General features: G+C 64.6%; 22 protein-coding genes and 2 tRNA genes. 17 read left to right on the top strand and 7 right to left on the bottom strand.

From position 1 onward, the window contains the following. Nucleotides 1–207: 207 nt before the first annotated feature. The 3 genes from HOY34_RS14905 (at nucleotide 208) to HOY34_RS14895 (ending at nucleotide 1,102) form a co-directional block, all read left to right on the top strand. Entirely contained in the window at nucleotides 208–408 is a 201-nt protein-coding gene (locus tag HOY34_RS14905) for a hypothetical protein (protein WP_172364227.1), read from the top strand. Nucleotides 409–569: 161 nt separating this feature from the next. Beyond that, on the top strand, nucleotides 570–899 hold the full coding sequence (locus HOY34_RS14900) for a site-specific integrase (RefSeq protein ID WP_172364225.1): 330 nt from the start codon (nucleotides 570–572) through the stop codon (nucleotides 897–899). After that, a complete protein-coding gene (locus HOY34_RS14895) occupies nucleotides 896–1,102 on the top strand; it encodes a site-specific integrase (RefSeq protein WP_172364223.1) in 207 nt (68 codons plus the stop codon). The genes HOY34_RS14900 and HOY34_RS14895 overlap by 4 nt, the downstream gene beginning before the upstream one ends. Before the next feature lie 212 nt (nucleotides 1,103–1,314). On the opposite strand, the gene HOY34_RS14890 is transcribed toward HOY34_RS14895, so the two are convergent. The 3 genes from HOY34_RS14890 to HOY34_RS14880 form a co-directional block, all read right to left on the bottom strand. After that, nucleotides 1,315–1,390, bottom strand: a tRNA-Trp gene (locus tag HOY34_RS14890). Nucleotides 1,391–1,757: 367 nt separating this feature from the next. Continuing rightward, nucleotides 1,758–2,231: an Hsp20 family protein gene (locus tag HOY34_RS14885; protein WP_172364221.1), complete on the bottom strand. Its 474-nt coding sequence runs from the start codon at nucleotides 2,229–2,231 to the stop codon at nucleotides 1,758–1,760. Between the two features lie 327 nt (nucleotides 2,232–2,558). Continuing rightward, entirely contained in the window at nucleotides 2,559–3,542 is a 984-nt protein-coding gene (locus HOY34_RS14880; protein WP_216654771.1) for a trypsin-like serine peptidase, read from the bottom strand. A 394-nt stretch (nucleotides 3,543–3,936) separates the two neighbouring features. Here HOY34_RS14880 and HOY34_RS14875 point away from each other — a divergent pair, with 394 nt between their 5' ends. Continuing rightward, nucleotides 3,937–4,824, top strand: coding sequence for a LysR family transcriptional regulator (locus HOY34_RS14875; protein ID WP_172364219.1), 888 nt, complete (start codon nucleotides 3,937–3,939; stop codon nucleotides 4,822–4,824). 113 nt (nucleotides 4,825–4,937) lie between these two features. Here HOY34_RS14875 and HOY34_RS14870 read toward each other — a convergent pair whose 3' ends face one another. After that, nucleotides 4,938–5,855, bottom strand: coding sequence for a sugar kinase (locus HOY34_RS14870; protein ID WP_172364217.1), 918 nt, complete (start codon nucleotides 5,853–5,855; stop codon nucleotides 4,938–4,940). Nucleotides 5,856–6,190: 335 nt separating this feature from the next. On the opposite strand from HOY34_RS14870, the gene HOY34_RS14865 reads away from it, so the two are divergent. The 12 genes from HOY34_RS14865 to purN all read left to right on the top strand — a co-directional run bounded on the left by HOY34_RS14865 (nucleotide 6,191) and on the right by purN (nucleotide 19,341). Beyond that, the gene (locus HOY34_RS14865; RefSeq protein WP_172364215.1) at nucleotides 6,191–7,420 is read left to right on the top strand and encodes an FAD-dependent oxidoreductase; all 1,230 of its coding nucleotides are present in this window, start codon (nucleotides 6,191–6,193) and stop codon (nucleotides 7,418–7,420) included. After that, on the top strand, nucleotides 7,417–7,908 hold the full coding sequence (locus HOY34_RS14860) for a YbaN family protein (RefSeq protein WP_172364213.1): 492 nt from the start codon (nucleotides 7,417–7,419) through the stop codon (nucleotides 7,906–7,908). Before HOY34_RS14865 ends, HOY34_RS14860 begins: the two co-directional genes overlap by 4 nt. A gap of 138 nt (nucleotides 7,909–8,046) precedes the next feature. Then, nucleotides 8,047–9,237 (top strand): efflux RND transporter periplasmic adaptor subunit, encoded by a 1,191-nt coding sequence (locus HOY34_RS14855; RefSeq protein WP_172364211.1) that lies wholly within the window; start codon nucleotides 8,047–8,049, stop codon nucleotides 9,235–9,237. Between the two features lie 8 nt (nucleotides 9,238–9,245). Next, nucleotides 9,246–11,399, top strand: a complete 2,154-nt coding sequence (locus tag HOY34_RS14850; protein WP_436645203.1) for a MacB family efflux pump subunit — start codon at nucleotides 9,246–9,248, stop codon at nucleotides 11,397–11,399. Between the two features lie 141 nt (nucleotides 11,400–11,540). Next, complete coding sequence (gene dut, locus HOY34_RS14845; protein WP_172364209.1) at nucleotides 11,541–11,996, top strand: dUTP diphosphatase; 456 nt, start codon at nucleotides 11,541–11,543, stop codon at nucleotides 11,994–11,996. 109 nt (nucleotides 11,997–12,105) lie between these two features. Further along, entirely contained in the window at nucleotides 12,106–13,143 is a 1,038-nt protein-coding gene (locus HOY34_RS14840) for a HesA/MoeB/ThiF family protein (RefSeq protein WP_172364207.1), read from the top strand. Nucleotides 13,144–13,404: 261 nt separating this feature from the next. Further along, nucleotides 13,405–14,181, top strand: coding sequence for a transporter substrate-binding domain-containing protein (locus HOY34_RS14835; protein WP_172364307.1), 777 nt, complete (start codon nucleotides 13,405–13,407; stop codon nucleotides 14,179–14,181). Nucleotides 14,182–14,256: 75 nt separating this feature from the next. Then, nucleotides 14,257–15,057: an amino acid ABC transporter permease gene (locus tag HOY34_RS14830; RefSeq protein ID WP_436645202.1), complete on the top strand. Its 801-nt coding sequence runs from the start codon at nucleotides 14,257–14,259 to the stop codon at nucleotides 15,055–15,057. Between the two features lie 108 nt (nucleotides 15,058–15,165). Continuing rightward, complete coding sequence (locus HOY34_RS14825; RefSeq protein ID WP_172364203.1) at nucleotides 15,166–17,175, top strand: M3 family metallopeptidase; 2,010 nt, start codon at nucleotides 15,166–15,168, stop codon at nucleotides 17,173–17,175. A 154-nt stretch (nucleotides 17,176–17,329) separates the two neighbouring features. Next, nucleotides 17,330–17,406 (top strand) — tRNA-Arg (locus HOY34_RS14820). Between the two features lie 259 nt (nucleotides 17,407–17,665). Next, nucleotides 17,666–18,751: a phosphoribosylformylglycinamidine cyclo-ligase gene (purM, locus tag HOY34_RS14815; protein ID WP_172364201.1), complete on the top strand. Its 1,086-nt coding sequence runs from the start codon at nucleotides 17,666–17,668 to the stop codon at nucleotides 18,749–18,751. After that, the gene (purN, locus tag HOY34_RS14810) at nucleotides 18,748–19,341 is read left to right on the top strand and encodes a phosphoribosylglycinamide formyltransferase (protein WP_172364199.1); all 594 of its coding nucleotides are present in this window, start codon (nucleotides 18,748–18,750) and stop codon (nucleotides 19,339–19,341) included. The genes purM and purN overlap by 4 nt, the downstream gene beginning before the upstream one ends. 198 nt (nucleotides 19,342–19,539) lie before the next feature. Here purN and HOY34_RS14805 read toward each other — a convergent pair whose 3' ends face one another. Both HOY34_RS14805 and HOY34_RS14800 read right to left on the bottom strand, forming a co-directional pair. Further along, nucleotides 19,540–20,604, bottom strand: a complete 1,065-nt coding sequence (locus tag HOY34_RS14805; protein ID WP_172364197.1) for a Hint domain-containing protein — start codon at nucleotides 20,602–20,604, stop codon at nucleotides 19,540–19,542. A 417-nt stretch (nucleotides 20,605–21,021) separates the two neighbouring features. Continuing rightward, nucleotides 21,022–22,230: an anhydro-N-acetylmuramic acid kinase gene (locus HOY34_RS14800; RefSeq protein ID WP_172364195.1), complete on the bottom strand. Its 1,209-nt coding sequence runs from the start codon at nucleotides 22,228–22,230 to the stop codon at nucleotides 21,022–21,024. A gap of 66 nt (nucleotides 22,231–22,296) precedes the next feature. On the opposite strand from HOY34_RS14800, the gene tyrS reads away from it, so the two are divergent. Continuing rightward, nucleotides 22,297–23,547: a tyrosine--tRNA ligase gene (gene tyrS / locus HOY34_RS14795; RefSeq protein ID WP_172364193.1), complete on the top strand. Its 1,251-nt coding sequence runs from the start codon at nucleotides 22,297–22,299 to the stop codon at nucleotides 23,545–23,547. Nucleotides 23,548–23,647: 100 nt separating this feature from the next. Here the strand turns inward: tyrS and HOY34_RS14790 are convergent, their stop codons facing one another. After that, the gene (locus tag HOY34_RS14790) at nucleotides 23,648–24,862 is read right to left on the bottom strand and encodes a PQQ-dependent sugar dehydrogenase (protein ID WP_253944479.1); all 1,215 of its coding nucleotides are present in this window, start codon (nucleotides 24,860–24,862) and stop codon (nucleotides 23,648–23,650) included. Nucleotides 24,863–24,908: the final 46 nt, after the last annotated feature.

The raw sequence follows: 24,908 nt of genomic DNA, 5'->3' as shown, positions 1-24,908 counted from the left end.
ATGAGTTCTTCTCTGCCATGCAGTAGCTCGCGGTGGAGATGGCATCGACCGTGTGCTTTACCCCGAAAAAACACTGATCTGATCGCATTTACTGAAGGTTGAGGTGCGCAGAAACGCAATTGGGTCAAAATTTTGCCGTGACCGTTTCGCAACGTCAGAGAGCAATCATCATGATTGACACCCTTACCGGTGCCCGAAGGAATTACTATGCGCGATCTTTCAGAAGAGGTTCTTGGCAGCCGCTTCGTGGGCCTGCTGCTGATCAGCCCGAAGCTTTTCAAACTGGCGCATGATGCCGAACGCCTCTGCGCGTCCGAGCCGGATCTTGCGCCGAGTTTCTGGCTTGCTACGACGAGGCATATCGCCAGAAGGCCCAACAACCCGCAGGGACGATCCAGAGCATCCTGAACGCTTATCAGGAGACCACAAAGTGGGGCGATCTGGCCGACCGCACCCGCAAGGATTACGTCAAACATATTCGTCTGATCGAGCGCGAGTTCGGGGATTTTTCACTGCCCGCCCTGAGATATCGCCGCACCCGCTCCGCGTTCCTGGAATGGCGCGACCAGATGGCGCTGAAATCGCGTCCGCAGGCGGATTATACCTTCGCCACCTTCGCCTCAATCTTGGCCTGGACCTATGACCGGGGCCACACACTTGCAAACCCCTGCGAGAAGCCGGGAAAGGTCTATCGCGGCGGGCGGGCAGAGAGCATCTGGCAGGACGCCGGCGAAGCCGCGTTCAGGGCCTCTGCGCCACCCCGGCTTTGGCTGGCCTGGTTCCTCGCGGTCTGGACCGGCCAGCGCCAGGGTGATCTGCTCAGGCTGACCTGGGGGGGGGGGCCTGTGACGGCAGCCATATCCGCCTGCGCCAGAGCAAGACCGGGCACCGCGTGGTGATCCCTGTCGGCGCGCCGCTGAAAGACGTGCTGGACGCCACGCCCAAAACGGCTGTGACGATTCTGACGACGATCACCGGAACGGCATGGACAAGCATGGGGTTCAGCGCGAGCTGGCGGAAGGCAGTTGCCGCCTCGATGGTGACTGGCCTCACATTCCACGATCTGCGCGGCACCGCCGAAACGCGGCTTGCGGTCGCATGATGCTCTGAGGCTGAGATTGCAACGATAACCGGGCACAGCCTGAAAGACGTTGGCGCGATCCTGGACGCCCACTATCTGAGCCGTGATTCTCGCATGGCAGAAAGCGCGATCCAGAAACTGGAAAAACACAGGTCGGGAACAAAAACTCCCAACTGGCCTCCCATCTGCTCTGTATTGGCTTGGAGGGGCGAACCGTAAATCCCTGGTTCTGTTGGCAGGGGCAGCAGGGCTCGAACCCGCGACCTACGGTTTTGGAGACCGTCGCTCTACCAGCTGAGCTATACCCCTGTCGTGCGGTTTCATTAGGTTTTTTGCCAGGGGGCGTCAAGCGCTTATCGCAGATGCTTTCAGTTTCACAGGCCCGGCTATTTCCGCGCTGCGCCAGCCCCGTAAAGCCCCCCCCCATGTCGCGAATGGACTGTCGCGGATGAACTGTCGCGGATAGACTGACGCACATAGATTGAAGCGCGGCATCTTGCTGTTCGCCGCTGCCGTCTGATCCTTTGAAGGGCACCGCCTGACAGATCCCGCATCAGACACCCTGCCCCGGATCAAGGACCATCGCGACAGCGGCAGCGCCTGCGAAAAGGTAAACCGCCGCAACGGTATCCCGATGCGGCGGTTTGTTGTGGAGTCGTTTCAGGGAAGGTTTGGCTCAGTTGATCTGTTCGGCCCGAGCCTCAAGTGCGGGTGCCGCCGGCTTTTCGCTGCCGCTGATCTCAATCCGGCGGGGCTTCATCGCTTCGGGGATCTCGCGGGTCAGCTCGATATGCAGCATGCCGAGCTCATGGCTGGCGCCCGCGACGCGGACATGATCAGCAAGCGCAAAGCGGCGCTCGAAGGCGCGGGTCGCAATGCCACGATGCAGGAAGCTGCGGCTGCTTTCGTCACCAGCCTTGCGGGCGGTCACAAAAAGGCTGCCATCGCGCACCTCGACCGAAAGCTCTTCAGGGGAGAAACCTGCAACCGCGATTGAGATGCGATAGGCGTCTTCGGCGGTTTTCTCAATGTTATAGGGGGGATAGCCCGGCTGGGCCACATCCGAGGACAGCACACGGTCCATCAGGTCGGCCACACGGTCAAAGCCGACAGCGGTGCGGTAAAGCGGAGCAAAATCAAAGTTACGCATAGTCATCCTCCAGGGAAGCGATGGTCACGATTGAACCCTCCCCTTCTCGGGGCCGGGCATTGTCACCGGGCCCACTCTGGCACCCGGCATGACAGTGATCTGGGGAAGCGGGGGCGGCCATTCAAGGGGCCAGGGGATGCCGATCTGCGATCACATCCACGTGTGCGGATCGGCCCGCCCTATCGCATGATCGCATCCGCTGGGCCCTGTTGCAGGCAGCAGTATCCGCAGCCCGCGTCGGACATTCGCGCAGACCCTGCGGTCCGCAGGCAATGGGTGACGGAGGGGCGCGCTTTGCGTCCCTGAGGCGGCATTCAGGGGCGGCGTTCAGGGGCGCAGGAACTTTGCACCGCCCCGGTTTTTGTCCTGACCGCTGTCTGCATCGCTGGCCGGGCGATCTGCCGCGCCACCCGACAGTACACGCACACCAGAACCTGCCCGCCCGGCGCCAGTTCTGGCCTCAACTCCGGCCCCAACTCCGGCCTCAGTCCCGACCCCGGCTCCAAGCCCGGCCCCCGCCCCTGCACGCCCGGTCTCTGTCGCGCTCAGCTCGTTTTTCAGCAGCTCCAGCGCCCCATCCAGCGCGACCGCCAGCGCAACCTTTTGCCCGTTATATTCTGCCTTGGCAGAGATGACCGAAACCACCTCTGGCTTGCCATCGCGCAGCGCAAAGACCGGCGCCCCTGACGAGCCGAAATCAATGTCACAGGTCAGCACCAGCGCCGCGCCCTCATGCGCGAGGACCTGGCAGTCACGCTCGATCGAGGGCACCTCAGAGCGGTCCTTGGCATAAGAGACCACCGTGACATCGGCATCCGGCCGGGGCGCCTGCCCGGTCACGAAAGGGGGGATCTGTGGCAGCATGATTGGCTGGTCCAGTTCCAGCAGGGCCAGATCCCAGGCAACACGCGCCACCAGATCGCGGCCGGAATAGACATATTCAGGATGCGCAACAGAGCGGCGCACGCCGCGGTAGGCCTCGGCGCGGCCATTGCGCCAGCCCGCCTGGAAGGTGATCGTGCTGTCGCGCACCCGCGCCCCGGTATCGCGGTCGAAAAGGCAATGCGCCGCGGTCACCACCAGCTTTGGCGCGATCAGAACCCCGGTGCAAAAGCCGCGCTCGCCAAAGACCAGCTTGCCGACCGACTGCCAGCCCCGCGCCTCATCTGCGGTCTGCATGCCCTTCAGCACCTTTGGATCGGCCAGCGCCCGATGTGGCGCGACCACCACAAAAGCGGCGGTCAGAACAGCCGCCAGGGCCGGGGCCGCAAGGGTAAGCCGCCGGATATGACGGGGCCGCAATCTGATCATTTCACCCTGATCTTTCCGATAGTCTGCCCGGAAATCCGGGGTTTATGCTTCATCACCGCCCGGGATCACCGCCCAGGGCACTGCTTTACCGCCCCCGTTCAGCGTCCCTGTTTACCGCCCTCGTCTGTCGCCCACGACGACCGCCCACGTCTGCCGTCCCGGGGCAGGGCTGCCGCAATCGCGCCGCGCGGCCAGGGCCAGCTGCCAGGCCAGAGTCGGATCTTCCCGCATCATTCCGGCCAAATTGCGTCAAAATCAACCGGAACCCGCCCAGTCTCTGCTCAGCACAGCGGAAATGGTTAACCTTCTTGCCCGGTTCCCGGCCCTGCCTCTTGCGCCCGGCACCAATCCGGGCTTTCCTGTGCGCTGACGCACATCCAGCAGGACGTAAGACATGGAAAACTGGGACGAGATCCGCACCGCCTTTCAGGTCGCGCGTCTTGGCACTGTATCTGGCGCGGCCGAGGTGCTGGGCGTGCACCATGCCACCGTGATCCGCCATATCGATGCGCTGGAAAAGCGACTGGGCACCCGGCTTTTTCAGCGCCACACCCGTGGCTATACCCCAACCGAGGCCGGGCGCGATCTGCTGACCGTCGCCCAGACCACCGAAGAGCAATTCGCCCAGCTTGCCTCGCGCATCAAGGGCCATGGCGAGACGGTCCAGGGTGAGTTCATCATCACCTCGATTGCCGGGCTTTCGGGCCTTCTGGTGCCGGTTCTGGCCGAGTTTCAGCGCCAGCATCCGGCGGTTATCGTGCGCCTTCTGACCGATATGCGCATCTTCCGGCTGGATTACGGCGAGGCGCATGTGGCGATCCGCGCCGGTGCCGCCCCCGAAGAGCCCGACAATGTCGTGCAGCCGCTGATCCGCATCCGCTATGGGCTTTACGCCTCAAAGGCCTATATCGAGGCGCATGGCAAACCCGAATCCGAGCATGATTTCGCAGGCCACCGCTTTGTGATCGCCGAAAGCGAGGGCAGCCGCGCCGCCTTTTTCCGCTGGCTGCGCGAGAAGGTGACGCCCGATCAGCTGACCTTCCGCTCGACCGAGCCTGCGGCCTGGGATACGGCGCTGGAAGAGGGGGCCGGACTGGGCTTTCTGCCCGCCTGGGAGGCCGCAACCCGCCCCGATCTGGTCGAGGTTCTGGCCCCAAGGCCCGAGTGGGATTCGCCCCTGTGGATCGTGACCCATGTCGATCTGCACCGCACCCGCAAGGTGCAGGCCTTTGTCAGCCTGCTGAAAGACAAGGCCCGCCAATGGCCACAGGGCGCTGCCTGAGGGCGCAAATCACTGGCTGAAAGTGACAGGGGGCAATTCGGATCGCCCCCCTCAGCATTCGTCGTTAGCCCGCCGCCAGCCCCTGGCAACCAGCCGCCATCAGCCTGCCGTGCTCAGCCCACAGCCTCTGGCATCGGCAAAAGCGCACCGTGATGGCGAACCACTTTTGCGGCCAGCGCATGCGCCTGTGTCGCCGCCTCTTCCACCGCGACACCCTGCAGCCGGGCCGCCAGATAGGCGCCGTTGAAACTGTCGCCTGCCCCGGTCGTATCCACCGGGGTCACCGGATCAAGGCGCATATGGCGCGGTCCCTGCGCCGCCGCCGATGCCTGCCAGAATGTCAGATCGGCGCCGCCATTCTTGACGACGATCTCACTGGCCCCAAGGCCTGCATAGCGGGCGCAGGTCTGGGCGGGATCTGCATCGCCAAACCAGGCCGCCTCATCCTCATAGCCAGGCAGCACGATGTCACTGACGCCCGCCGCCGCGCTGATCATCGCCCGCAGCCTGTCATGATCGCGCCAGAGCTGGGGGCGGATATTGGGATCAAAGGCCACCAGACAGCCCGCAGCCCGCACCTGTTTCAGCGCAGTCAGCAAATTCTGCTGCCCCTGATCAGAGAGGATCGCCATGGTGATGCCAGAGAAGAAGGCCAGATCCGCGCCCTGCAGCGCGGCCTCCAGCGCCTCGGGGTGATCGGCCAGCTGCCGCGCCGCCGAGCTGTCGCGCCAATAGGAAAAGCTGCGCTCGCCCTGATCCAGGCTGATGGCGTAAAGGCCGATCTTGCGCGTCTCATCAATGCCGATGGCATCGGTGTCGATCCCGGCACCTTTGGCGAACCCCAGAAACTGCTGCGAGAAAGTGTCGCGGCCAAGCCGGGTGAAATAGCCCACCTGCCAGTCAGACCCCAGCCGGGCCCGCAGATACCAGGCGGTGTTGAAACTGTCTCCGGCAAAGCCCTGGCGGCAGATCCCGCCCTGGGCCGGCGACAGCTCGACCATGGCCTCACCGATCGAAATTGCGCGTGGCATTGTTATCCCCTCCCTTGGGCTGTTCCCTGCGCAATCTGGCTGCGCGGCTATGGGCGGTGCTGCCTGATTTGCGGCAGATCCCGGCCCGAACCGTGTTTCCCTGAACCAGGGCAGGATCACAAGTGCCTCTATCCCAGGCCCCACCGTAAGCACGGCCTCTGGAGTCCCGCCGCTGAACATGGCAGACACGAGGTTCAATCCGGTCACCCTGGCCGGGCGAGGGCCAGCCGCCAGACCGCCAGCCGCGTCCATTCTGTCGCAATCCCCGGATGCAAAGCCGGGCAGGACAGGGCAAATCACAGGCCAGGCGGGATCGGTCCAAAGGCGAAGCAACCATGACCTCAGATTACGACTGTATCATCGCAGGTGGCGGCCCGGCGGGAATGATGACGGGGCTTTTGCTGGCCCGCGCAGGCTGCCGGGTTTGCGTTTTGGAAAAACACCCGGATTTTTTTCATGATTTCCGCGGCGATACGATTCACCCGGCGACGCTTGCGCTGATTGACAGCCTGGGCTGGCTGGATGAGTTCCTGGCCCTGCCGCATCAGAAGGCGGCGCAGCTGCATGCAGAGATCGCAGGCGCTCAGGTGACGATTGCCGATTTCAGCCGCCTGAAAACCGCCTGCCCCTATATCGTTTTCATGCCGCAATGGGATTTCCTGGATTTTCTGGCCCGCAAGGCAAGCGCCCTGCCCGGCTTTGAGCTGCGGATGGGCCATCAGATCACCGGGCTTTTGCAAAGCCAGGGCAAGGTGAGGGGCGTCAGCTGCCTTGATGCCGGCGGCCAGCCGCAGGAGATCACCGCCCCGCTGGTGATCGGGGCCGATGGCCGCAATTCGGTGGTCCGCCAGGCCGCCGGGCTGCGCACGTTGGACTTCGGCTCGCCGGTGGATGTGCTGTGGTTCCGCCTCAGCCGTCTGCCGGATGATCCCGCCCCCGCCATGAGCCACGCAGGCCCCGCCCAGGGGCTGGTGCTGATTGATCGCGGCGACTTCTGGCAATGCGGCTATGTGATCCGCAAGGGCAGCTGGCAGGACGTGCAGGAGAACGGCCTTCCCGCGCTGCGGGCGGCCCTGGCGGCGCTGTCGCCCCTGCCCGCCGCCCGCCTTGATGAGCTGACCGACTGGAGCCAGCTGCATCTGCTGTCGATCCGCATGGACCGCCTGGAAAAATGGTGGGCGCCCGGCGTGCTTTGCATCGGCGATGCCGCGCATGCGATGTCGCCGGTGGGCGGCTTTGGCGTCAATCTGGCGATCCAGGATGCGGTGGCGGCGGCGAATATCCTCGGCACGCCTTTGCGCGAGGGGCGGTTGCAGCCGCGCGACCTGGCCCGGGTGCAGGCGCGCCGGCTGTTTCCGACCCGCGCCACCCAGGGGCTGCAAAAGATGATGCGCCGCAAACGCAAACCCGATGGTCAGGCCGCCCCCCGCCCGCCGGGCTTTCTGCGCCTGATCGCCCGCTGGCCGTTCCTGTCGCGCTGGATGGGGCGGCTGATCGGCATGGGCTTTCGCCCCGAGAAACTGTCTGCGCAACTGCGCAACCCGTTGAAAGCGATTGGCAAATGACGACGCCTGAGAAGCGAGACAATCCGCAGGCCGCTGCGGCACAGCATGCCGCCGCCGTCCGGGAAACCGCCGAAACATCCGACGAAGCGGTCAGCCAGGACACTGCACTCACGCCGCCCGGCACCCCGCTCAGCCGGGCGCTTTTCCTGCTCCTGGGGTTGTTTTTCACCGGGCTGGGCTTTGTCGGCGCCTTGCTGCCGGTGCTGCCGACGGTGCCATTCCTGATCCTGGCGGTGGCCTGTTTCACCCGCTCATCCACGCGGCTTGAGCGCTGGCTGCTGGCGCATCCGCAGTTTGGCCCGCTGTTGCGCGACTGGCGCGAGAAAGGGGCCATCCCGCGGCGGGCGAAATGGATGGCTGCGGGCGGCATGGCCCTGGGGTTTGCGCTGTTCGTCCTGGGCTCACAGCCCGGCTGGCCGCTGATCGCGCTGGTGCTGGCGGTGATGGGCTATGGGCTTTACTTTGTCTGGAGCCGGCCCGACGCCTGAAGTCTGCCCCCTGGAACCCGGGGCATGCCCCCCGCCCCGGGGCCCGCAGTTTTTTGCTGCACCTGCGACGGAAATCCCCGCCCCCTGGCGTATCACCTGGCAAAAGCCGTGCAATCCAGCCAGCGGAGCCGATGCCAGATGCGCAAAATCCTGTGGTCCACCCTTTTCATCGGCCTTCTCGCCGCGGGCGGCTTTGGCCTTTGGCAGTATAAAAGCGGCGAGGCCTCGGCCAGCGCCCTGCCCGCCACGGAAACCGCCCATCGCAGCACCTTCCGCAAGACCGTGCTGGCCACAGGTGTGATTGAGGCGGCAAGCCTTGTCTCGGTCGGTGCCCAGGTCGGCGGGCAGATCCAGTCGCTGCCGGTGCAGCTGGGGCAGAAACTGGCCCAGGGCGATCTTGTCGCCCAGATCGACCCCGAGGATCAAAAGACCGACCAGCTGCGCGCCGAGGCCTCGCTGGCGCAGATCCGCGCCCAGATCGCCGCCCAGGAAGCCAGTATCGAGGAATCGCGCCTGGCGCTGGAGCGCAAACGCGAGCTGAACAGCCGCAAACTGGCCACCACCCAGGACCTGGAGGCAAGCCAGGCAACCTTCAAGGTGGCCGAGGCCAATCTGGCCGCGCTGAAAGCCAGCGAATCCCAGGCGGAACTGGCGGTGCAATCGGCGCAGATCGCGCTGGAGCGCACCCGGATCACCGCACCCTCGGCCGGGACGGTGGTGGCGCTGGTCGCGCGTGAGGGCCAGACCATCAACGCCAATCAGGCCAGCCCGACGCTGATCAAAATCGCCGATCTCGACCATATGGTGATCAAGGTCGATATATCCGAGGCCGATGTGATCTCTGTGCGGCCCGGGCAAAAGGCCAGCTTTACCCTTTCCGGCGCCCCCGATCAGACATTCGAGGCGGTGCTGCGCGCGATCGAACCGGCCCCCGCCTCGATCGTTTCGGCCGATGAGGTCGATACCAGTGCCGCGATCTATTACCGCGCCCTGCTGGATGTGCCCAACCCCGAGGGGATCCTGCGGATCGGCATGACCGCCGAGGTGGTGATCGTGCAGCAGGAAATAGCAGATGCCCTGGTGGTGCCGACATCGGCGCTGATCGCGGGGCGTGATGGGGCAAAGATGCTGCGGGTGCTGAACGCAGCCGATGGCAAAACCCAGGTGCGCCCTGTTGAAACCGGGGCCGCAACCGCCAGCCAGACGGTGATCCTTGATGGTCTGCAAGAGGGCGAGCAATTCCTCAGCGGCACCGCCGCTGCGGGGCGCTCGGGCACCTCGTCAGGCGGTCGCGCCCCCGGCATGGGCCCGCCCGGCGGCATGTTCTGAGGTCTGCGATGACAACCGAAATGCCCCAGCCCCCGATAAGCGGGGCCCGCACGCCTGATGACGCATCGCAGCCGCTGATCGTTTTGCGCGATGTCAGCCGTCAGTTCACCTCGGGCGGTGAGACGCTGACGGTGCTGAAACACATCAACCTGACGATCAGCGCGGGCGAGATGGTGGCGATTGTCGGCACCTCTGGCTCTGGCAAATCGACGCTGATGAATGTGATCGGCTGCCTCGACCGGCCTTCATCCGGCAGCTATCACTACGGCGGCACCGATGTGACTGCCCTGCCCGAAGAGGGGCGGGCGCGGCTGCGGCGGCTGCATTTCGGCTTTATCTTCCAGCGCTATCAGCTTCTGACCGAGCTGGATGCGGTCGGCAATGTCGAGGTGCCTGCGATCTATGCCGGGCGCCCGGCGGGCGAGCGGGTCCGGCGGGCGCGGCAGTTGCTGACCCGGCTGGGGCTGGGCGATCGCGCCGATCACCGCCCCTCGCAGTTGTCGGGCGGACAGCAGCAGCGGGTCTCAGTGGCGCGGGCGCTGATGAATGGCGGCGAGGTGATCCTGGCGGATGAGCCGACGGGCGCGCTGGACAACCGCTCGGGCAAAGAGCTGCTGGCGCTGCTGGATGAGCTGAACGCCCAGGGCCATACGATCATCATCGTCACCCATGACCGCGATGTCGCCGCCCGCGCCCAGCGGGTGATCGAGATTTCAGACGGGGAAATCATCTCGGACAGCCGCAATGCCAGCCCAAAGGCGGACCCCAGGACTGCCCCCAGGACCGCCCCCCAGACTGACCCCAAGACTGACCCCAAGACTGACCCAGGCCAAAGCCCGGCAGAGCCGCGCCCGGCGGATGCGGCGCAGCAGGTCACGGCGCAGCCAGAGATCAGCCAGCCTCAGCCCGGCCTGCAGCAAGCCAGCGCCCCTCAGCTGGTCCAGGAGAAAACCGGGCCGCTGGCAGGAATGGGGCGGTTCCGCGATGCATTTGCAATGGCGCTGCGCTCGCTTAACGCGCATCGGCTGCGTAGCTTTCTGACCATGCTGGGGATCATCATCGGCATCGCCTCGGTGGTCTCGGTGGTGGCGCTTGGCGCGGGCTCGCGTGAGCAGGTGCTGGAAAATATCGCCTCGCTTGGCACCTCGACGATCACCATCCGGCCCGGATCGGGCTGGGGCGACCGTGAGGCGCGGCGGATCAATACGCTGGTTGACAGTGACGCAACCGCGCTGGCGGGCGAAAGCTATACCGCCTCGGCCTCGCCCGAGATTTCGACCAATGCGACGGTGATCCGGGGCGCGGTCTCGGCCTCGCTTTCGGTGCGCGGCGTGGGGGCGGATTATTTCGACGTGGGCGGCTTTACCCTGGATGAGGGGCAGCTGCTGAACAGCGTCGCCATCGACAGCCGCGCCCAGGTGGCGGTGCTGGATACCGATGCCCGCAGCGCGTTTTTCGCCTCGAATGAGGATCCTGTCGGGGCGATCCTGCTGATCGGGCGGGTGCCGGTCGAGGTGATTGGCGTCGTCAGCACCACCTCGGCGGGGTTTGGCCCCAGCACCCCGCGGATTTTCCTGCCCTATACCACGGTCAGCCAGCGCATCACCGGCCAGAACCGCGTCGATCAGATCACCGTGCGGGTGCATGATGACGCCGATATGGCGGCGGCCGAAACCGGGATCACCCGGCTTTTGACCCAGCGCCACGGCAAGCAGGATTTCTTCCTGACCAATTCCGACACCATCCGCGAGAATATCACCGCCACCAGCCAGATGCTGACGCTGCTGATTGCCTCTATTGCGGTGATCTCGCTGATCGTCGGCGGCATCGGGGTGATGAATATCATGCTGGTCTCGGTGACCGAGCGCACCCGCGAGATCGGCGTCAGGATCGCGGTGGGCGCGCGCCGCTCTGATATCATTGCGCAATTCCTGATCGAGGCGGTGCTGGTCTGTTTCATCGGCGGCGTGCTGGGGGTGGTGCTGGCGATGGGCGGCGGCTGGCTGGCAACACAGCTGGGGCTGACGATCCGGCTAAGCTATTCGACGCTGACGATCCTGGCTGCGTTCCTCTCTTCCACCACAATCGGCATTGTGTTCGGCTTTCTGCCCGCCAGATCGGCCTCAAAACTTGACCCGGTGGTGGCGCTGGCGCGGGAATAGGCGCGCCCCCTTGCCGGATGAGCGGCCTGGCGCTTCGGTTGTCTGTCCCCCGCCCCCTTGGTATGAGGGCGGCTGACAGGCCGGGGATTCCCGGCGTTCAGGGCCAGGCCCACCGCTGGCCGCCCCTTACAGGAGCCGGATATGCAAGTCAGGATACTCGACCCACGCCTGCATGAATGGGGCCTGCCGCGTTATCAAAGCGAGGGCGCGGCCGCCGTCGATCTGATGGCCTGCATCGAGGCCCCCCTCAGCATCATGCCCCAGGCCCCGGCCCTGCTGGTGAAATCGGGGATCGCCCTGTCTTTTGGCGATATGGGGCTGGCGGCGCTGGTGCTGCCGCGTTCGGGCCAGGGGCATAAGCGCGGCCTTGTGATGGGCAATGGCACCGGGCTGATCGACCCCGATTATACCGGAGAGATCATGGTCTCGGTCTGGAACCGCAACCCGCCCGGATCGGATCCGGTGGTGATTGAGCCCGGCGAGCGGATCGCCCAGATGATCTTTGTGCCGATCCTGCGCCCCGAGTTTGAGGTGGTCGGGAATTTCGACACCCAGACGGCGCGCGGCGCGGGCGGCTTTGGCTCGACCGGAAGCTGACGACTGACGGCTGGCAGATTGGCGATACGGGCAATGGACCGGGGCCGCATTGGCTGGCCCTGATACCGGCCCGAGCGATGCGGAACCCCGAACGGATCGGTGATTTTCGATGATTGGCGCGGCGATTTCGATCCTCATTCTGGCGCTGGCCTGGGCGATGGGGCGCGGCCTGTCCGGCCTTTTGGCGGCCTGCGGGATCTGGCTGGCCACGCTGATTGCGGTGGCGCTGACGGGTATCGACAGGCTCAGCGCAAGCGCGGGCACCGATCTGCGCTTTTGGCTGACCATCGGCAGCGTGATCCTTGCCTTTCAGGCCTATCGGCTGGGGCTTGGCTGGCTGCGCAAAAAGGCCAGCCGCACAGAGCCCGCGCCCGGGCCTGCCCCCGACGAAAGCGGCCCCTTCACAAAGCCCGAGGTCGAGCGCTATGCCCGCCATATCTTCCTGCGGGAAATCGGCGGCCAGGGCCAGCAGCGGCTGAAGGCGGCGCGGGTGCTGGTGGTGGGTGCGGGGGGCCTGGGCTCGCCTGTGTTGCAATATCTGGCGGGCGCCGGGGTGGGCACCATCGGGGTGATTGACGATGACCTGGTCGAGGCCAGCAATCTGCAACGCCAGGTGATCCACCGCGAGGCCTCGCTGGGCATGCCCAAGGTGTTTTCCGCCGAGGCCGCCATGCGGGCGCTGAACCCTTTCATCGAGATCCGCCCCTATCACCGCCGCCTTGATGAGGGCGTGGCCGGGGCGCTGATTGCCGATTACGATCTGGTGCTGGATGGCAGCGACAATTTCGCCACCCGCTATCTGGTCAACCGCTGCTGTGCGGCGCTGGAAAAGCCGCTGATCTCGGGCGCGATGACCCAATGGGAGGGGCAGCTTTCCCTCTGGGATCCGGCCCGTGGCGGCCCCTGTTATGAATGCGTGTTCCCCGAGACCCCGGCACCTGGCCTGGTGCCCTCTTGCGCCGAGGCGGGGGTGGTTGCCCCCCTTCCCGGGGTGATCGGCGCGATGATGGCGCTTGAGGCCATCAAACATATCACCCAGGCGGGCGAAGGGCTGATGGGGCGGTTGATGATCCATGATGCGCTTTATGCGCAGACCCGGATGATCCGCGTGAAAAAGCGCAAGGGCTGCGCGGCCTGTGGCGGCTGACAGCGCGACAGGCGCGACAGGCCCGGCGGAATTGCCAGCCGGGCCTGATGCGACGGCGAGGGCCGCCCGCTGCCCTTGCCCGCCCCTGCCCTTGCCAGCCCCTGCCCTGCGCGGCATAGTCGCCGCCATTGCCAGACCATCGGCCCCAGGCGACAGGCACCAGACGAGGAAAGCCAGATGAATATTTCCACCACGATCCGGGGCCTTATGCGGCAGCTGACTCTGACGGGATTTGGCATCGCAAGCCTCGCGCTGGCCCCGATGCTGGCCCCGATGCTGGCGGGCGCAGAAACCGCGGATGGCGGGGCGGCAGGCAAGCTGCCAGACCTTGGCGGGCGCGAGATCGTGGTTGCGACCGAGAATACCTATCGGCCTTTGCAGTTCCTGGATACCGGGGGCATGGCTGTCGGCTGGGAATATGACGCGGTGGCCGAGATCGCCAAACGGCTGAACCTGGTGGTGAAATATGAAAACACCAGCTGGGATGCGATGATCCCCGCCATCAGTGCCGGGCAATATGACATGGCGATGAATGGCATCACCATCCGCGAGGACCGGATGGAGGCTGTCGACTTCTCAACCCCCTATATGCTGTCAGAGATGCTGATGGTGGTGCGCGCCGATGAGACACGTTTCACCGATGCCGCCTCTTTCGCCGCCGATCCGAAGCTGCTGATGGCCGCCCAGCCCGGCACGACCCCTTTCTATATCGGCGTCTATGATGTGCTGAACAGCACCGAGGACGACCCGCGCATCCTGAAATTTGAGACATTCGGCGCGGGCCTTGCGGCGCTGCGGGCTGGCGATGTCGATCTGGCGCTGTCCGACAGCACCGCCGCGCATGGCTATGTCGATGCCTCTGGCGGGGCGCTGAAGATCATCGGCACGCCGATCGGCGCCGAGGAATTCGGCTTTATCTTCCCTAAAGGCTCAGATCTGGTGGCCCCTTTCGATGCGGCCATCCATGAGATGATGGCAGATGGCACGCTCTCTGCGCTGAACCGCAAATGGTTCTTTGAGGCGCAGTTCGAGGAATAGGCCGCGTTTGCGGCGATGATTTCCCCAGACCTGGCCCCAGAGACAGGCGGCGGGCGTAACAGGCAAGAGAAAACCGTGACAGGCAAAAAACAGGATGCGCCCGCAGATTTCCCCTGGTGGCTGCTGGCCATGGGGCTTTTGCTGGGCGCGGGAATTTTCGGCGTGCTGTCAGACAGCCACTACAAGGCGGCGCTTTCGATGCTGTCAGGCGGGATCTGGATCACGGCCATGGTCTCGGTCGTCGCTTATCTGGGGGCCTGTGTTCTGGGGCTTGGCCTGGCCGCGATGGCGATGTCACGCGCGGTCTGGCTGCGGCAGATCTCACGCTTTTATATCGAGCTGATCCGCGGCCTGCCGATCCTTGTGCTGCTGCTTTATGTGGCTTTCGCGCTGACGCCCATGCTGATTGCCGGGCTGAATGCCCTGACGGCGGTTTTCGGGGCCGAGCCCCTCAACAGCCGCGATGTGCCGCTGTTGTGGCGGGCGGTGCTGGCGCTGATCCTGGCCTATAGCGCCTTTCTGGCCGAGATATTCCGCGCCGGAATCGAGGCGGTTGACGCAGGCCAGAGCGAGGCCGCCCAGGCCCTGGGCCTTAGCCGCTGGCAGCGCTTTCGGCTGGTCATATTCCCCCAGGCATTCCGAATAATCCTGCCGCCTTTCGGCAATGATTTCATTGCGATGGTGAAAGACAGCTCGCTGGTGGCGATCCTGGGGGTGACCGATATTGCGCAGCTGGCGAAAATCGCGGTCTCGCAGAATTTCCGCTATATGGAGACCTATAATGTCGCGGCGATGCTTTATCTGACGATGACGCTGGGCCTTTCGCTGATGCTGCGCGGGCTGGAGCGGTGGCTGAAACGTGCCCCCCCGCGCTAGCGGCTTTTGCAGGCGCGGCTTTTGCAGACTCTGTCGCCCTCTCCCCTTGCGGCGCACCTTTCCCGGGATATTTATGAAAAGACGAAATCTGAAAGGCGGAGTGTGACGATGACTGTTTTGCTGGAAAAATGGGATACGCCTTTCGGGCTGCCGCCTTTTGCCAGGATCCGGGATGAGGATTTCGGCCCGGCCTTTGACGCCGCACTTGACGCCGCGCGGGGCCGGATCCAGGCGATTGCCGGGGGCGATGCCACCGATTTCGCCGGGGTGATCGAGGCGCTTGAACTGGCCGAGCATGAACTGGATCAGGTGGCGGGGCTGTTTTACAACCTGGCGGGCGCCGATTCCAATGACGCACGTGAGGCCTTGCAGCGCGATCTGGCGCCGAAACTGAGCGCCTTTTCCAGCGAAGTCACCAATAACAAGGCGCTTTTTGCGAAGATCTCCGCCCTTTGGCAGACCCATGACAGCCTTGGCCTGAATGCCGAACAGCTGCGGGTGCTTGAACTTTATCACCAGATGTTCCTGCGCTCTGGCGCGGGGCTTGAGGGCGATGCCGCCGCCCGGCTGACGGCAGTCAAATCGCGCCTTGCCAGCCTTGGCACCCAGTTCAGCCAGAACCTGCTGGCCGATGAGCGTTCCTGGTTCATGGAGCTGGCCGAAGAGGATCTGGAAGGCCTGCCCGACTTCCTGATTGCCGCCTCCCGCGCGGCGGGGGCGGATCGCGGGCTTGGCCCGGTGATCACGCTGAACCGCTCGCTGATCGTACCGTTTTTGCAATTCTCGCCGCGCCGGGCTTTGCGCCAGAAGGCATGGCAGGCCTGGATCTCGCGCGGCGCGAATGGCGGTGCCACCGACAACCGCGCAATCGCCGCCGAGACGCTGCGCCTGCGCGAAGAACGGGCGCATCTGCTGGGCTATGCCGATTTCGCGCATTTCAAGCTGGAACCAGAGATGGCGAAAACACCCGCCGCGGTGCGCGATCTTCTGATGCGGGTCTGGGCCCCGGCCAAAGCAAAAGCCGAGGCGGATGCAGCGGTTCTGGCGGATATGCTGCACAAAGACGGCATTCAGGGCGCATTGGAACCCTGGGACTGGCGCTATTACTCTGAAAAACGCCGCAAGGCCGAGCACGACCTCGATGAGGCGGCGATCAAGCCCTATCTCTCGCTCGATGCGATGCTGGCGGCGATGTTTGGCTGCGCGACGCGGCTTTTCGGGCTGGAGTTCCGCGAGATCGACGGCCCCTTCTATCACCCCGACGTGCGCGGCTGGGAGGTCACCCGGAACGGCCGCCATATCGCGGTATTCCTGGGCGATTACTTCGCGCGGGGCTCAAAACGCTCGGGGGCATGGTGCTCGGCGATGCGCAGCCAGCGCAAACTGGGCGGCGAGCAGCGCCCGATCGTGGTGAATGTGTGCAATTTCGCCAAGGGTGACCCCTGCCTGCTGTCCTATGACGATGCCCGCACGCTGTTCCACGAATTTGGCCATGCGCTGCATCAGATGCTGTCGGATGTGACCTATGGTTTCATTTCTGGCACCAGCGTGGCGCGGGACTTCGTCGAGCTGCCCAGCCAGCTTTATGAGCACTGGCTTGAGGTGCCCGAGGTGCTGGAACAATACGCCCGCCACTACCAAACCGGCGCGCCGATGCCCGCCGATTTGCAGGCCCGGCTTTTGGGCGCGGCCACCTATGACCAGGCCTTTGCCACAGTTGAATTCATCGCCTCGGCCATGGTGGATCTGGAGTTCCACTCTGGCCCCGCGCCCCAGGATCCGATGCAGAAACAGGCCGCCGTCCTGGCAGAGCTGGGCCTGCCGCATGCAATCGTGATGCGCCACGCAACGCCGCAGTTTTCGCATGTATTCTCGGGCGACGGTTATTCCTCGGGCTATTACAGCTACATGTGGTCAGAAGTGATGGATGCCGACGCCTTCGCCGCCTTTGAGGAAACCGGCGACGCCTTTGATCCGGCAACAGCGGCGCGGCTTGAGAAATTCATCCTCTCGGCCGGTGGCTCGCAGGATGCCGAAAGCCTGTATCGTCAGTTCCGTGGCTCTATGCCCGGGGTCGAGGCGCTGCTGCGCGGTCGTGGCCTGCTGGAACCTGCCTGACCACATCCCCCGGGCGGCTCTGCACCAGGACCCGCCCGGGATTACATCTGCCGCCATCGCAGGCCCCTATTGCCCCCGGGACTGCGGGGCGCGGGCTGAGAATGCCCGAGAATGGTTGTCATTCCAGGCAAAGTTGTGCATTGAGAGCCTGGCTGGTCCCGTGGCTCAACTGGATAGAGCAGCCCCCTCCTAAGGGGCAGGTTACAGGTTCAAATCCTGTCGGGATCACCAATCAAATCAGCGCGTTGTACTGGCGGACGGGATTTTCTCTGGTTGCGCCGGATCTGACCGGCTGATTCGCCCCCGGCCAGACATCCCGCAAGATGCCCAGGGCCAGAGACAGCCGCCACCGCGCGCAGCCTGCACAAACCGGATGCCTGCCGGGGCCAATCGCTGCAAAGGCCGCGCCGCTCCGCTTTACGTTGCGTTGCGCTTTGCCGGGCTTTGGTCTAAGCGGGCGTATCCGATCAGCGGGCCGGGAGACGGGCAAATGACCACCAGCGAGAATGCCGGAAAACAAGGGCTGACCTATGCGGCAGCGGGCGTCGATATTGATGCCGGAAACCGTCTGGTTGACCGGATCAAACCGGCCGCCAAAGCCACCTCACGCGCGGGCGTGATGGGGGGGCTGGGCGGCTTCGGGGCGCTTTTCGACCTGAAGGGCGCGGGCTATCAGGATCCGATCCTGGTCGCGGCCACTGACGGTGTCGGCACCAAGCTGCGCATCGCCATCGACACCGACAATGTCGACACCATCGGCGTTGATCTGGTCGCCATGTGCGTCAACGACCTGGTCTGCCAGGGCGCCGAGCCTCTGTTCTTCCTTGATTATTTCGCCACCGGCAAGCTGGATGTCGATCAGGCGACCCGCATCATCGGCGGCATTGCCAAAGGCTGCTCTGATTCGGGTTGCGCGCTGATTGGCGGCGAGACCGCCGAGATGCCGGGCATGTATCACAAGGGCGATTTCGACCTCGCAGGCTTTGCGGTCGGCGCGATGGAGCGCGGCCAGCACCTGCCCGCAGACGTTGCCGAGGGCGATCTGCTGATCGGCCTGCCCGCCAACGGCGTTCACTCGAACGGCTATAGTTTCGTGCGCAAAGTGGTCGAGATCTCGGGCCTGTCCTGGTCAGATCCCTGCCCCTGGGCGCAATCAACCCTGGGCGAGGCGCTGCTGGCCCCTACCCGGCTTTACGTCAAACAGGCGCTGGCCGCAGTGCGGCTGGGCGGTGTGCATGCCCTGGCCCATATCACCGGCGGCGGCCTGACCGAGAACCCGCCCCGCGTGCTGCCTGCTGCGGATGAAACCGGCGGTCTCGCCTGCGAGATCGACCTTTCCACCTGGGATCTTCCGGCGGTGTTCCGCTGGCTGGCCGAGACGGCGGGCATGTCCGAGCCAGAGCTCCTGAAAACCTTCAACTGCGGCATCGGCATGATGCTGGTCGTCGACCCGGCGCGCGCCGAGGCGGTTGAGGCAGAACTGCGCGCGGCTGGCGAAGAGCCGGTCCGCATGGGCCGCATCGTGGCGCAACAGCCGGGCGGCGAAGGCGTGATCTACAAAGGACGCCTGTTGTGAAGCGCGTCGCCATCCTGATTTCCGGGGGTGGCTCGAATATGGTGGCGCTGGTCAATTCGATGACCGGCGACCATCCGGCACGTCCGGTTCTGGTGGCCTCGAACGATCCGGCGGCTTCGGGGCTGGAAAAGGCGCGGGCGGCGGGGGTTTCGACCGCAGCCGTCGATCACCGCCCCTTTGGCAAAGACCGCGCCGGATTTGAGGCCGCGCTTTTGCGCCATATCGAGGCCGCAGAGCCCGATATCCTTTGCCTTGCGGGCTTTATGCGGGTGCTGACGCCTGATTTCGTCGCCCGGTTTGAGGGCAGGATGCTGAACATCCACCCCTCGCTTTTGCCCAAATATCCAGGCCTTCACACCCACCAAAGGGCGCTTGATGCAGGCGACACCCTGGCGGGCTGCACCGTGCATCAGGTCACGGCGGTGCTGGATGATGGCCCGATCCTGGGTCAGGCCCAGGTTCCGGTGCTGCAAGGTGACACCGCCGATACGCTGGCGGCACGGGTGCTGGTGCAGGAACACCGCCTCTACCCCGAGGCGCTGCGCCGCTTTGCCCTGGGCCAGTCAGAGCCGATCTTCCTGAACGCCTGATCTGCCAGCCGCCGCTTTGGCTACGCCGCCGCTTTGACCGAACGCAGTTCTGGACGGGCAAGAGTTCTGGCGAGACAGCAGCTTTGGTAACAGCTCTGGCCACCAGGCCAACGCTGCCGCTGAACCACATCGGTCTGCTGCCCGCCGTCGCAGTGGCCGCACCGTCGCTATGGTCACACGTCGCGGTGCCCCGCCGTCTCAGTCCAGGCTGAACAGCGCCGCCTCACGACGGTTCAGACAGGGCCGCGAGGTTTGCGGCACCGCATGCCCCTTTTGGGCCGGGCGCAGCAGGCCTGGCACTGCCTTATGCTCAGGCTGCGGCGGGAAATGATCGGGGAACAGCGCCTGCAGCTCTGCCCGGGCCTCGGGGGCCATTGCAGCCGCCGCCATCTGACCGGGATAAAGGCTTTCAGCCAGCATGCCATCGGCGCAAAGGATCTGATGGCTGGCGCAGGCGATGTGCCAGTAACGCACCAGCGGGCGCGATTCCAGCCGGATCCGGTCGCCATCGACCAGATGCAGCGCCGCCACCAGCACCTCATCCTCGCCGAAGTTCAGCTGCGCCTGCCAGCCCGACAACAGCACCCGATGCTGCTGCGACAGCCAGACCGGGCGTTCATTGCCCAGCACCCCCGCCGCAAAGCGCACAGGGGCCAGATGCGCGATGCCACAGGTCTGGCTGGAGCCAATCCAGCGGATCGGTTGCATCCCATGGCCACGCGTCCAGACCTTGTCGCCGGGGCGCAATTCACCGACGGGCACCATGCCACGCCGCGTCAGGATGCCGGTTCCGTCAACGAAACAGGGGATGACGGGCGGCAACAGCTCTTGCGGCGTTTTGGCCAACCCGCTGAAGGGCAGCTTTTCGCTCAGCGCTTCATTCTGCTCGGCGCCGTAATGGGTCGTGCCCTGTCCGACGCCACGCAGGTCAATGATGACATTCTGGCTGTAGCTGAAGATCTGATAGCTATGGCCAGAGGCGCGCCCCTGATACATGTCGTCCTGCGGGTTCAGCTGGCTTAGCACCAGCGTTCCGGCGGGGTTGCTTTCCGACCAGGTATAGACAGAGACCCATTGCCCATTGCGAAATGAGGTGTCGCCCTCATTGGCCTGGGTCACCACGACCCGATAAAGATCATTCGCAGTGCCAAGGGGCTGAACACCGCTGACCGTGACGACCATCTCGTTGCCATTGCCCTGGCCATTGGCCCAGCTGTAGGTGCCGATTTGCGCGCCGGTTATGAAGAATTCGAAGGTTGCCATACTGGTTATCCATCACCACACACACCCCGCAGGGCCCGATCCTGGCGGCGCGATCTTCCTCGCAGGCCACCGGGCAACGGTCGTCATTTATGTTGTGTTATTGAAAAATCAACCAACGGCAGCAATTGCCCATAGCGCACATCACCTGTGCGGTATGGCCACCACAAGGAAGTGTCGGGGGAACGACCCCGGGGGATTATCGGGGAGATGTCGGCGCTTCCGCCCGGCCAGACCCGCCCCGACCAGGCCCGACCAGGCCCGCCCGCAGCCTGACCTGCGGCCACCCGCTTGGCACGCGCCCTAAGGCAGCCCCCCCTAAGGCAGACCCTCTGGGACAGCCCCCCATGAAAGGCGTAACTCTCGGCCGCCCCGGTTCCGGCCCGGCAAGCCGCCGCGCCAGAACGGATGCAGGGGCCCTCAGTCGGCGGCCGGATCAGCCGTCAGATCGGCGGCCGTATCAGGGCGCGACAATGTGCCGCCGCCGACATGGGCCGCCACCCCGGTCGTCGATGGCCCCGAGGTCGCCAGCCCACGCGCCACCCGCACCGCAAGGAAAGCAAAGGCCTGGGCCTCCAGCATGTCACCATCCAGGCCCGCCGCCTCGACCGGCTCGACCGGGGCGCCAAGCCACTTTGCCAGCCCCTTCATCATCACCGGATTGTGCCGCCCGCCCCCAGTGACCAGCAGCCGCGAAACCGGGCGCGGGAAATGCGCGGCCCCCGCCACCACCGCCTCGACCGCGGCCGCCGTCAGCGTCGCCGCCGCCGCCGGGGTATCCAGCCTGCGCACCGATTGCACCAGATCGTCAAAGGCATCCCGGTCGAGCGATTTCGGCGGCATGCGCAGGAAATAGGGGTGGCGCAAAAAGCGCTGGATCAGCGGCTTTTTCACCCGGCCCCGCGCGGCCACCTCGCCGCCCGCATCATGGGTTTTGCCAAGGCGTGCCTGCATCAGATCATTCAGCGGCGCATTGGCGGGGCCAGTGTCAAAGGCCAGCAAAGCGCCGTCCGATTCAGGCTGCGGCAGACCAGGATCGATCCAGGTCAGATTGCCAACGCCGCCCAGGTTCAGAAAGGCCAGCGGCTGCCCGGCCCCGATCTTCTTCGCCAGAGCAAAGTGATAGAAGGGCGCAAGCGGTGCCCCCTGCCCGCCCAGAGCCACATCGGCGGTGCGGAAATCCCACACGACCGGAACCCCCAGCGTATCGGCCAAAAGCGCGCCATTGCCCGCCTGATGCGTGCGCCTTGCACCCTGCAGGCGGCCATCGGGATCATGCGCCAGGGTCTGGCCGTGAAAGCCCGCGATCTGCACGCCGTCAAACCGCGCCATCAGCTCGGCATGGGCGGTTTCGACGATCTCGGCGGCCTCAGTCACGCCAGGCTCACCCGGCCAGCGGCCAAGTGCCGCCTGCAGCACCCTACGCTCAGCCGCGCTATAGGGGCGGAAGGCCGAGGGGCCGAACTCCAGCACCTCATGCCCGTCGGTCAGCACCATCGCCGCATCGACCCCATCCAGCGAGGTGCCCGACATGGTGCCAAGCGCCCAGACCGGGCCCTGATGCCAGGCATCATCTTTGCGGCTGCGTCTTTCCCCGGATCCCGCCGATTGCGCAAGCGTCTTGCCCATCTTTTCCTTTTTCCCCCGCCCGGCTATATCCCGGTGACTGTTTGCACGAGAGCGCGGAGCGCCACCATGACCTACCATCCGAAATCAGAATTCCTGCGAGTGATGTTCGAGCGCGGCTTTGTCGCCGATTGCACCGATTATCAGGCATTGGACGAGGCGCTGATCAAGGGGGTGGTTCCCGCCTATATCGGCTATGACGCGACTGCGGCAAGCCTGCATGTCGGCCATCTGATGAACATCATGGTGCTGCGCTGGCTGCAAAAGACCGGCCATAAGCCGATCACCCTGATGGGCGGCGGCACGACCAAGGTGGGCGACCCCTCGTTCCGCTCGGAAGAGCGCCCGCTTTTGACGCCGGAAAAGATCCAGGAAAACATCGACGGCATGGGCCGGGTCTTTGCGAAATACCTGGAGTATTCGGACGCGCCGAATGGTGCGATCATGCTGAACAATGCCGAATGGCTGGACAATCTGAACTACCTCGATTTCCTGCGCGATATCGGGCGGCATTTCTCGGTCAACCGGATGCTGTCGTTTGAGAGCGTGAAATCGCGGCTGGACCGGGAACAAAGCCTCTCGTTCCTGGAATTCAACTATATGATCCTGCAGGCCTATGATTTCGTTGAGATCAACCGCCGCTACGGCTGTCTGTTGCAGATGGGCGGCTCGGATCAATGGGGCAATATCGTCAATGGGATCGACCTTGCACGCCGCGTGGCCGACAAGGAAATCTACGGTCTGACGACGCCACTTCTGACCACCTCTGACGGGCGCAAGATGGGCAAATCCGCCAATGGTGCGGTCTGGCTGAATGACCAGATGCTCTCGGCCTATGAGTTCTGGCAGTTCTGGCGCAATACGACCGATGCCGATGTGGCGAAGTTCCTGAAGATCTTCACCGAGCTGCCCGTCGAGGAATGCGACCGCCTTGGCGCGCTGCAGGGCGCAGAGATCAACGAGGGCAAGATCATCCTCGCCAATCTCGCCACCGCGCTTTTGCACGGCGAAGAGGCGGCGCGTGCCGCCGAGGCCACCGCGCGTGAGGTCTTTGAAAAGGGCGGTATCGGGGATGATCTGCCGACCGTCACGCTGTCGGTGGAAGAGATCGCCGATGGAATCAGCATCGTGCAGCTTCTGGTTCGCGCCGGGCTGTCGGCTTCGGGCAAAGACGCGAAACGCCTGATCGCTGAGGGCGGCGCAAAGATGAATGACGAAGTCATTCTCGATGCGGGGCTGCGCCTTGGCGCGGGCGAGCTGGCCGATCCGGTCAAGCTGACCGCAGGCAAAAAGCGCCACGCGCTGGTTGTGGTCGCGTAAAAACCACGATGGGGGCTGCTCAGGCCCCCATCACGCTTTCACAGGCACGGCACCGGATCGGCACGGGGGCCAGCACAGGGATCGACACAGGGCCGGGCCTCTATTCCGCCAGCCCGTCCCCGGCAGGGCGCATCCGGTAAAGCGCCCCTTCGGTTTCCGACAGGAACCAGATCGCGCCATCCGGCCCCTCTCTGACATCGCGCACCCGCCCTGTCGCATCCGAGGCGATACGCTCTTCGGCCCATCCGGTGGCTGCGGGCGTGTCCGGGTCAAGGCGCGAGATGAAATCACTGTTCAGCGAGCCTGCGAAAACATCGCCCTTCCATTCGGGCACCAGCGCCCCGGAATAGATCATCAGACCCGAGGGCGCGATTGAGGGATCCCAGTAATGCAGCGGCTGCTCCATCCCATCCTGATGGGTGCCGCTGCCGATCTTTGTGCCGTTGTAATTGACGCCGTAAGAGATCACCGGCCAGCCGTAATTGGCGCCGGGGCGGATCAGGTTGATCTCATCCCCGCCCTTCGCGCCATGTTCGGAAATCAAAAGCGCCCCATCCTCGCGCAGGGCCGCGCCCTGGATATTCCGGTGCCCGATGGAATAGACGCCAGGCTCTGCCCCGTCCTGGGAAATCGCGGGCCTGCCGTCAGCCTCAATATAGACGACCTTGCCGACAGTGAGGCGTGGATCCTGGGCCTCAAGCCCCGCAGGCCCGGTGCCGCGGTCGCCAAGCGTCACGAAGACCCGCCCCTTATCGCCCGGATTTTCCACGATGCGAGAGCCGTAGTGACGCGTCGCCACCATCGATTCGCCCCCGAAAACCGAGGTGATGATTGAAAAATGATTGCTTGCCTCGTCAAAAAGCCCATGGCCCAGCATGGTTCGGGGGCCGTCATCGGAAGGGGCGCTCCAGGTCATCCAGACCAGGCCGCTCTGGGCGTGATCGGCGGGCACCATCACATCCAAAAGCCCGCCCTGGCCCAGGGCAACCACCTCTGGCAGATGGGTCACCGGCTGCTTGTCCGCCAGCGCCCCCGGCACGGGCATTGCCCGCCACATATGGCCCTTACGCTCGGTGATCAGGATGCTGCCATCGGGCAGGAAGGCAAAGCCCCAGGGGCCATCAAGGCCCTCTGCGACTTTCTCAACCACCATCACCCCGGCTGAGGTGTCAATCCGGCCCGCAGCCACATCCCCGGCCACGCCCTCTGCCACACCTTCTGCCAAAGCGCTTTGCGGGCCCAGCGCCGCTGGCAAAACCGCCAGAGCCGCCGCCGCGAATATCTTCCGTTTTCCCGCCATTTCACGCTTCGGCATCGCGTCCCCCTGATCCTGCCACTTGCCCGCAAGATAGGCGTCCTGC

The organism is Pseudogemmobacter hezensis, assembly GCF_013155295.1.
GTDB classification, from domain to species: domain Bacteria; phylum Pseudomonadota; class Alphaproteobacteria; order Rhodobacterales; family Rhodobacteraceae; genus Pseudogemmobacter; species Pseudogemmobacter hezensis.
The sequence above is the reverse complement of the archived record's forward strand: the minus strand, read 5'-3'. Positions and strand labels throughout refer to the sequence as shown.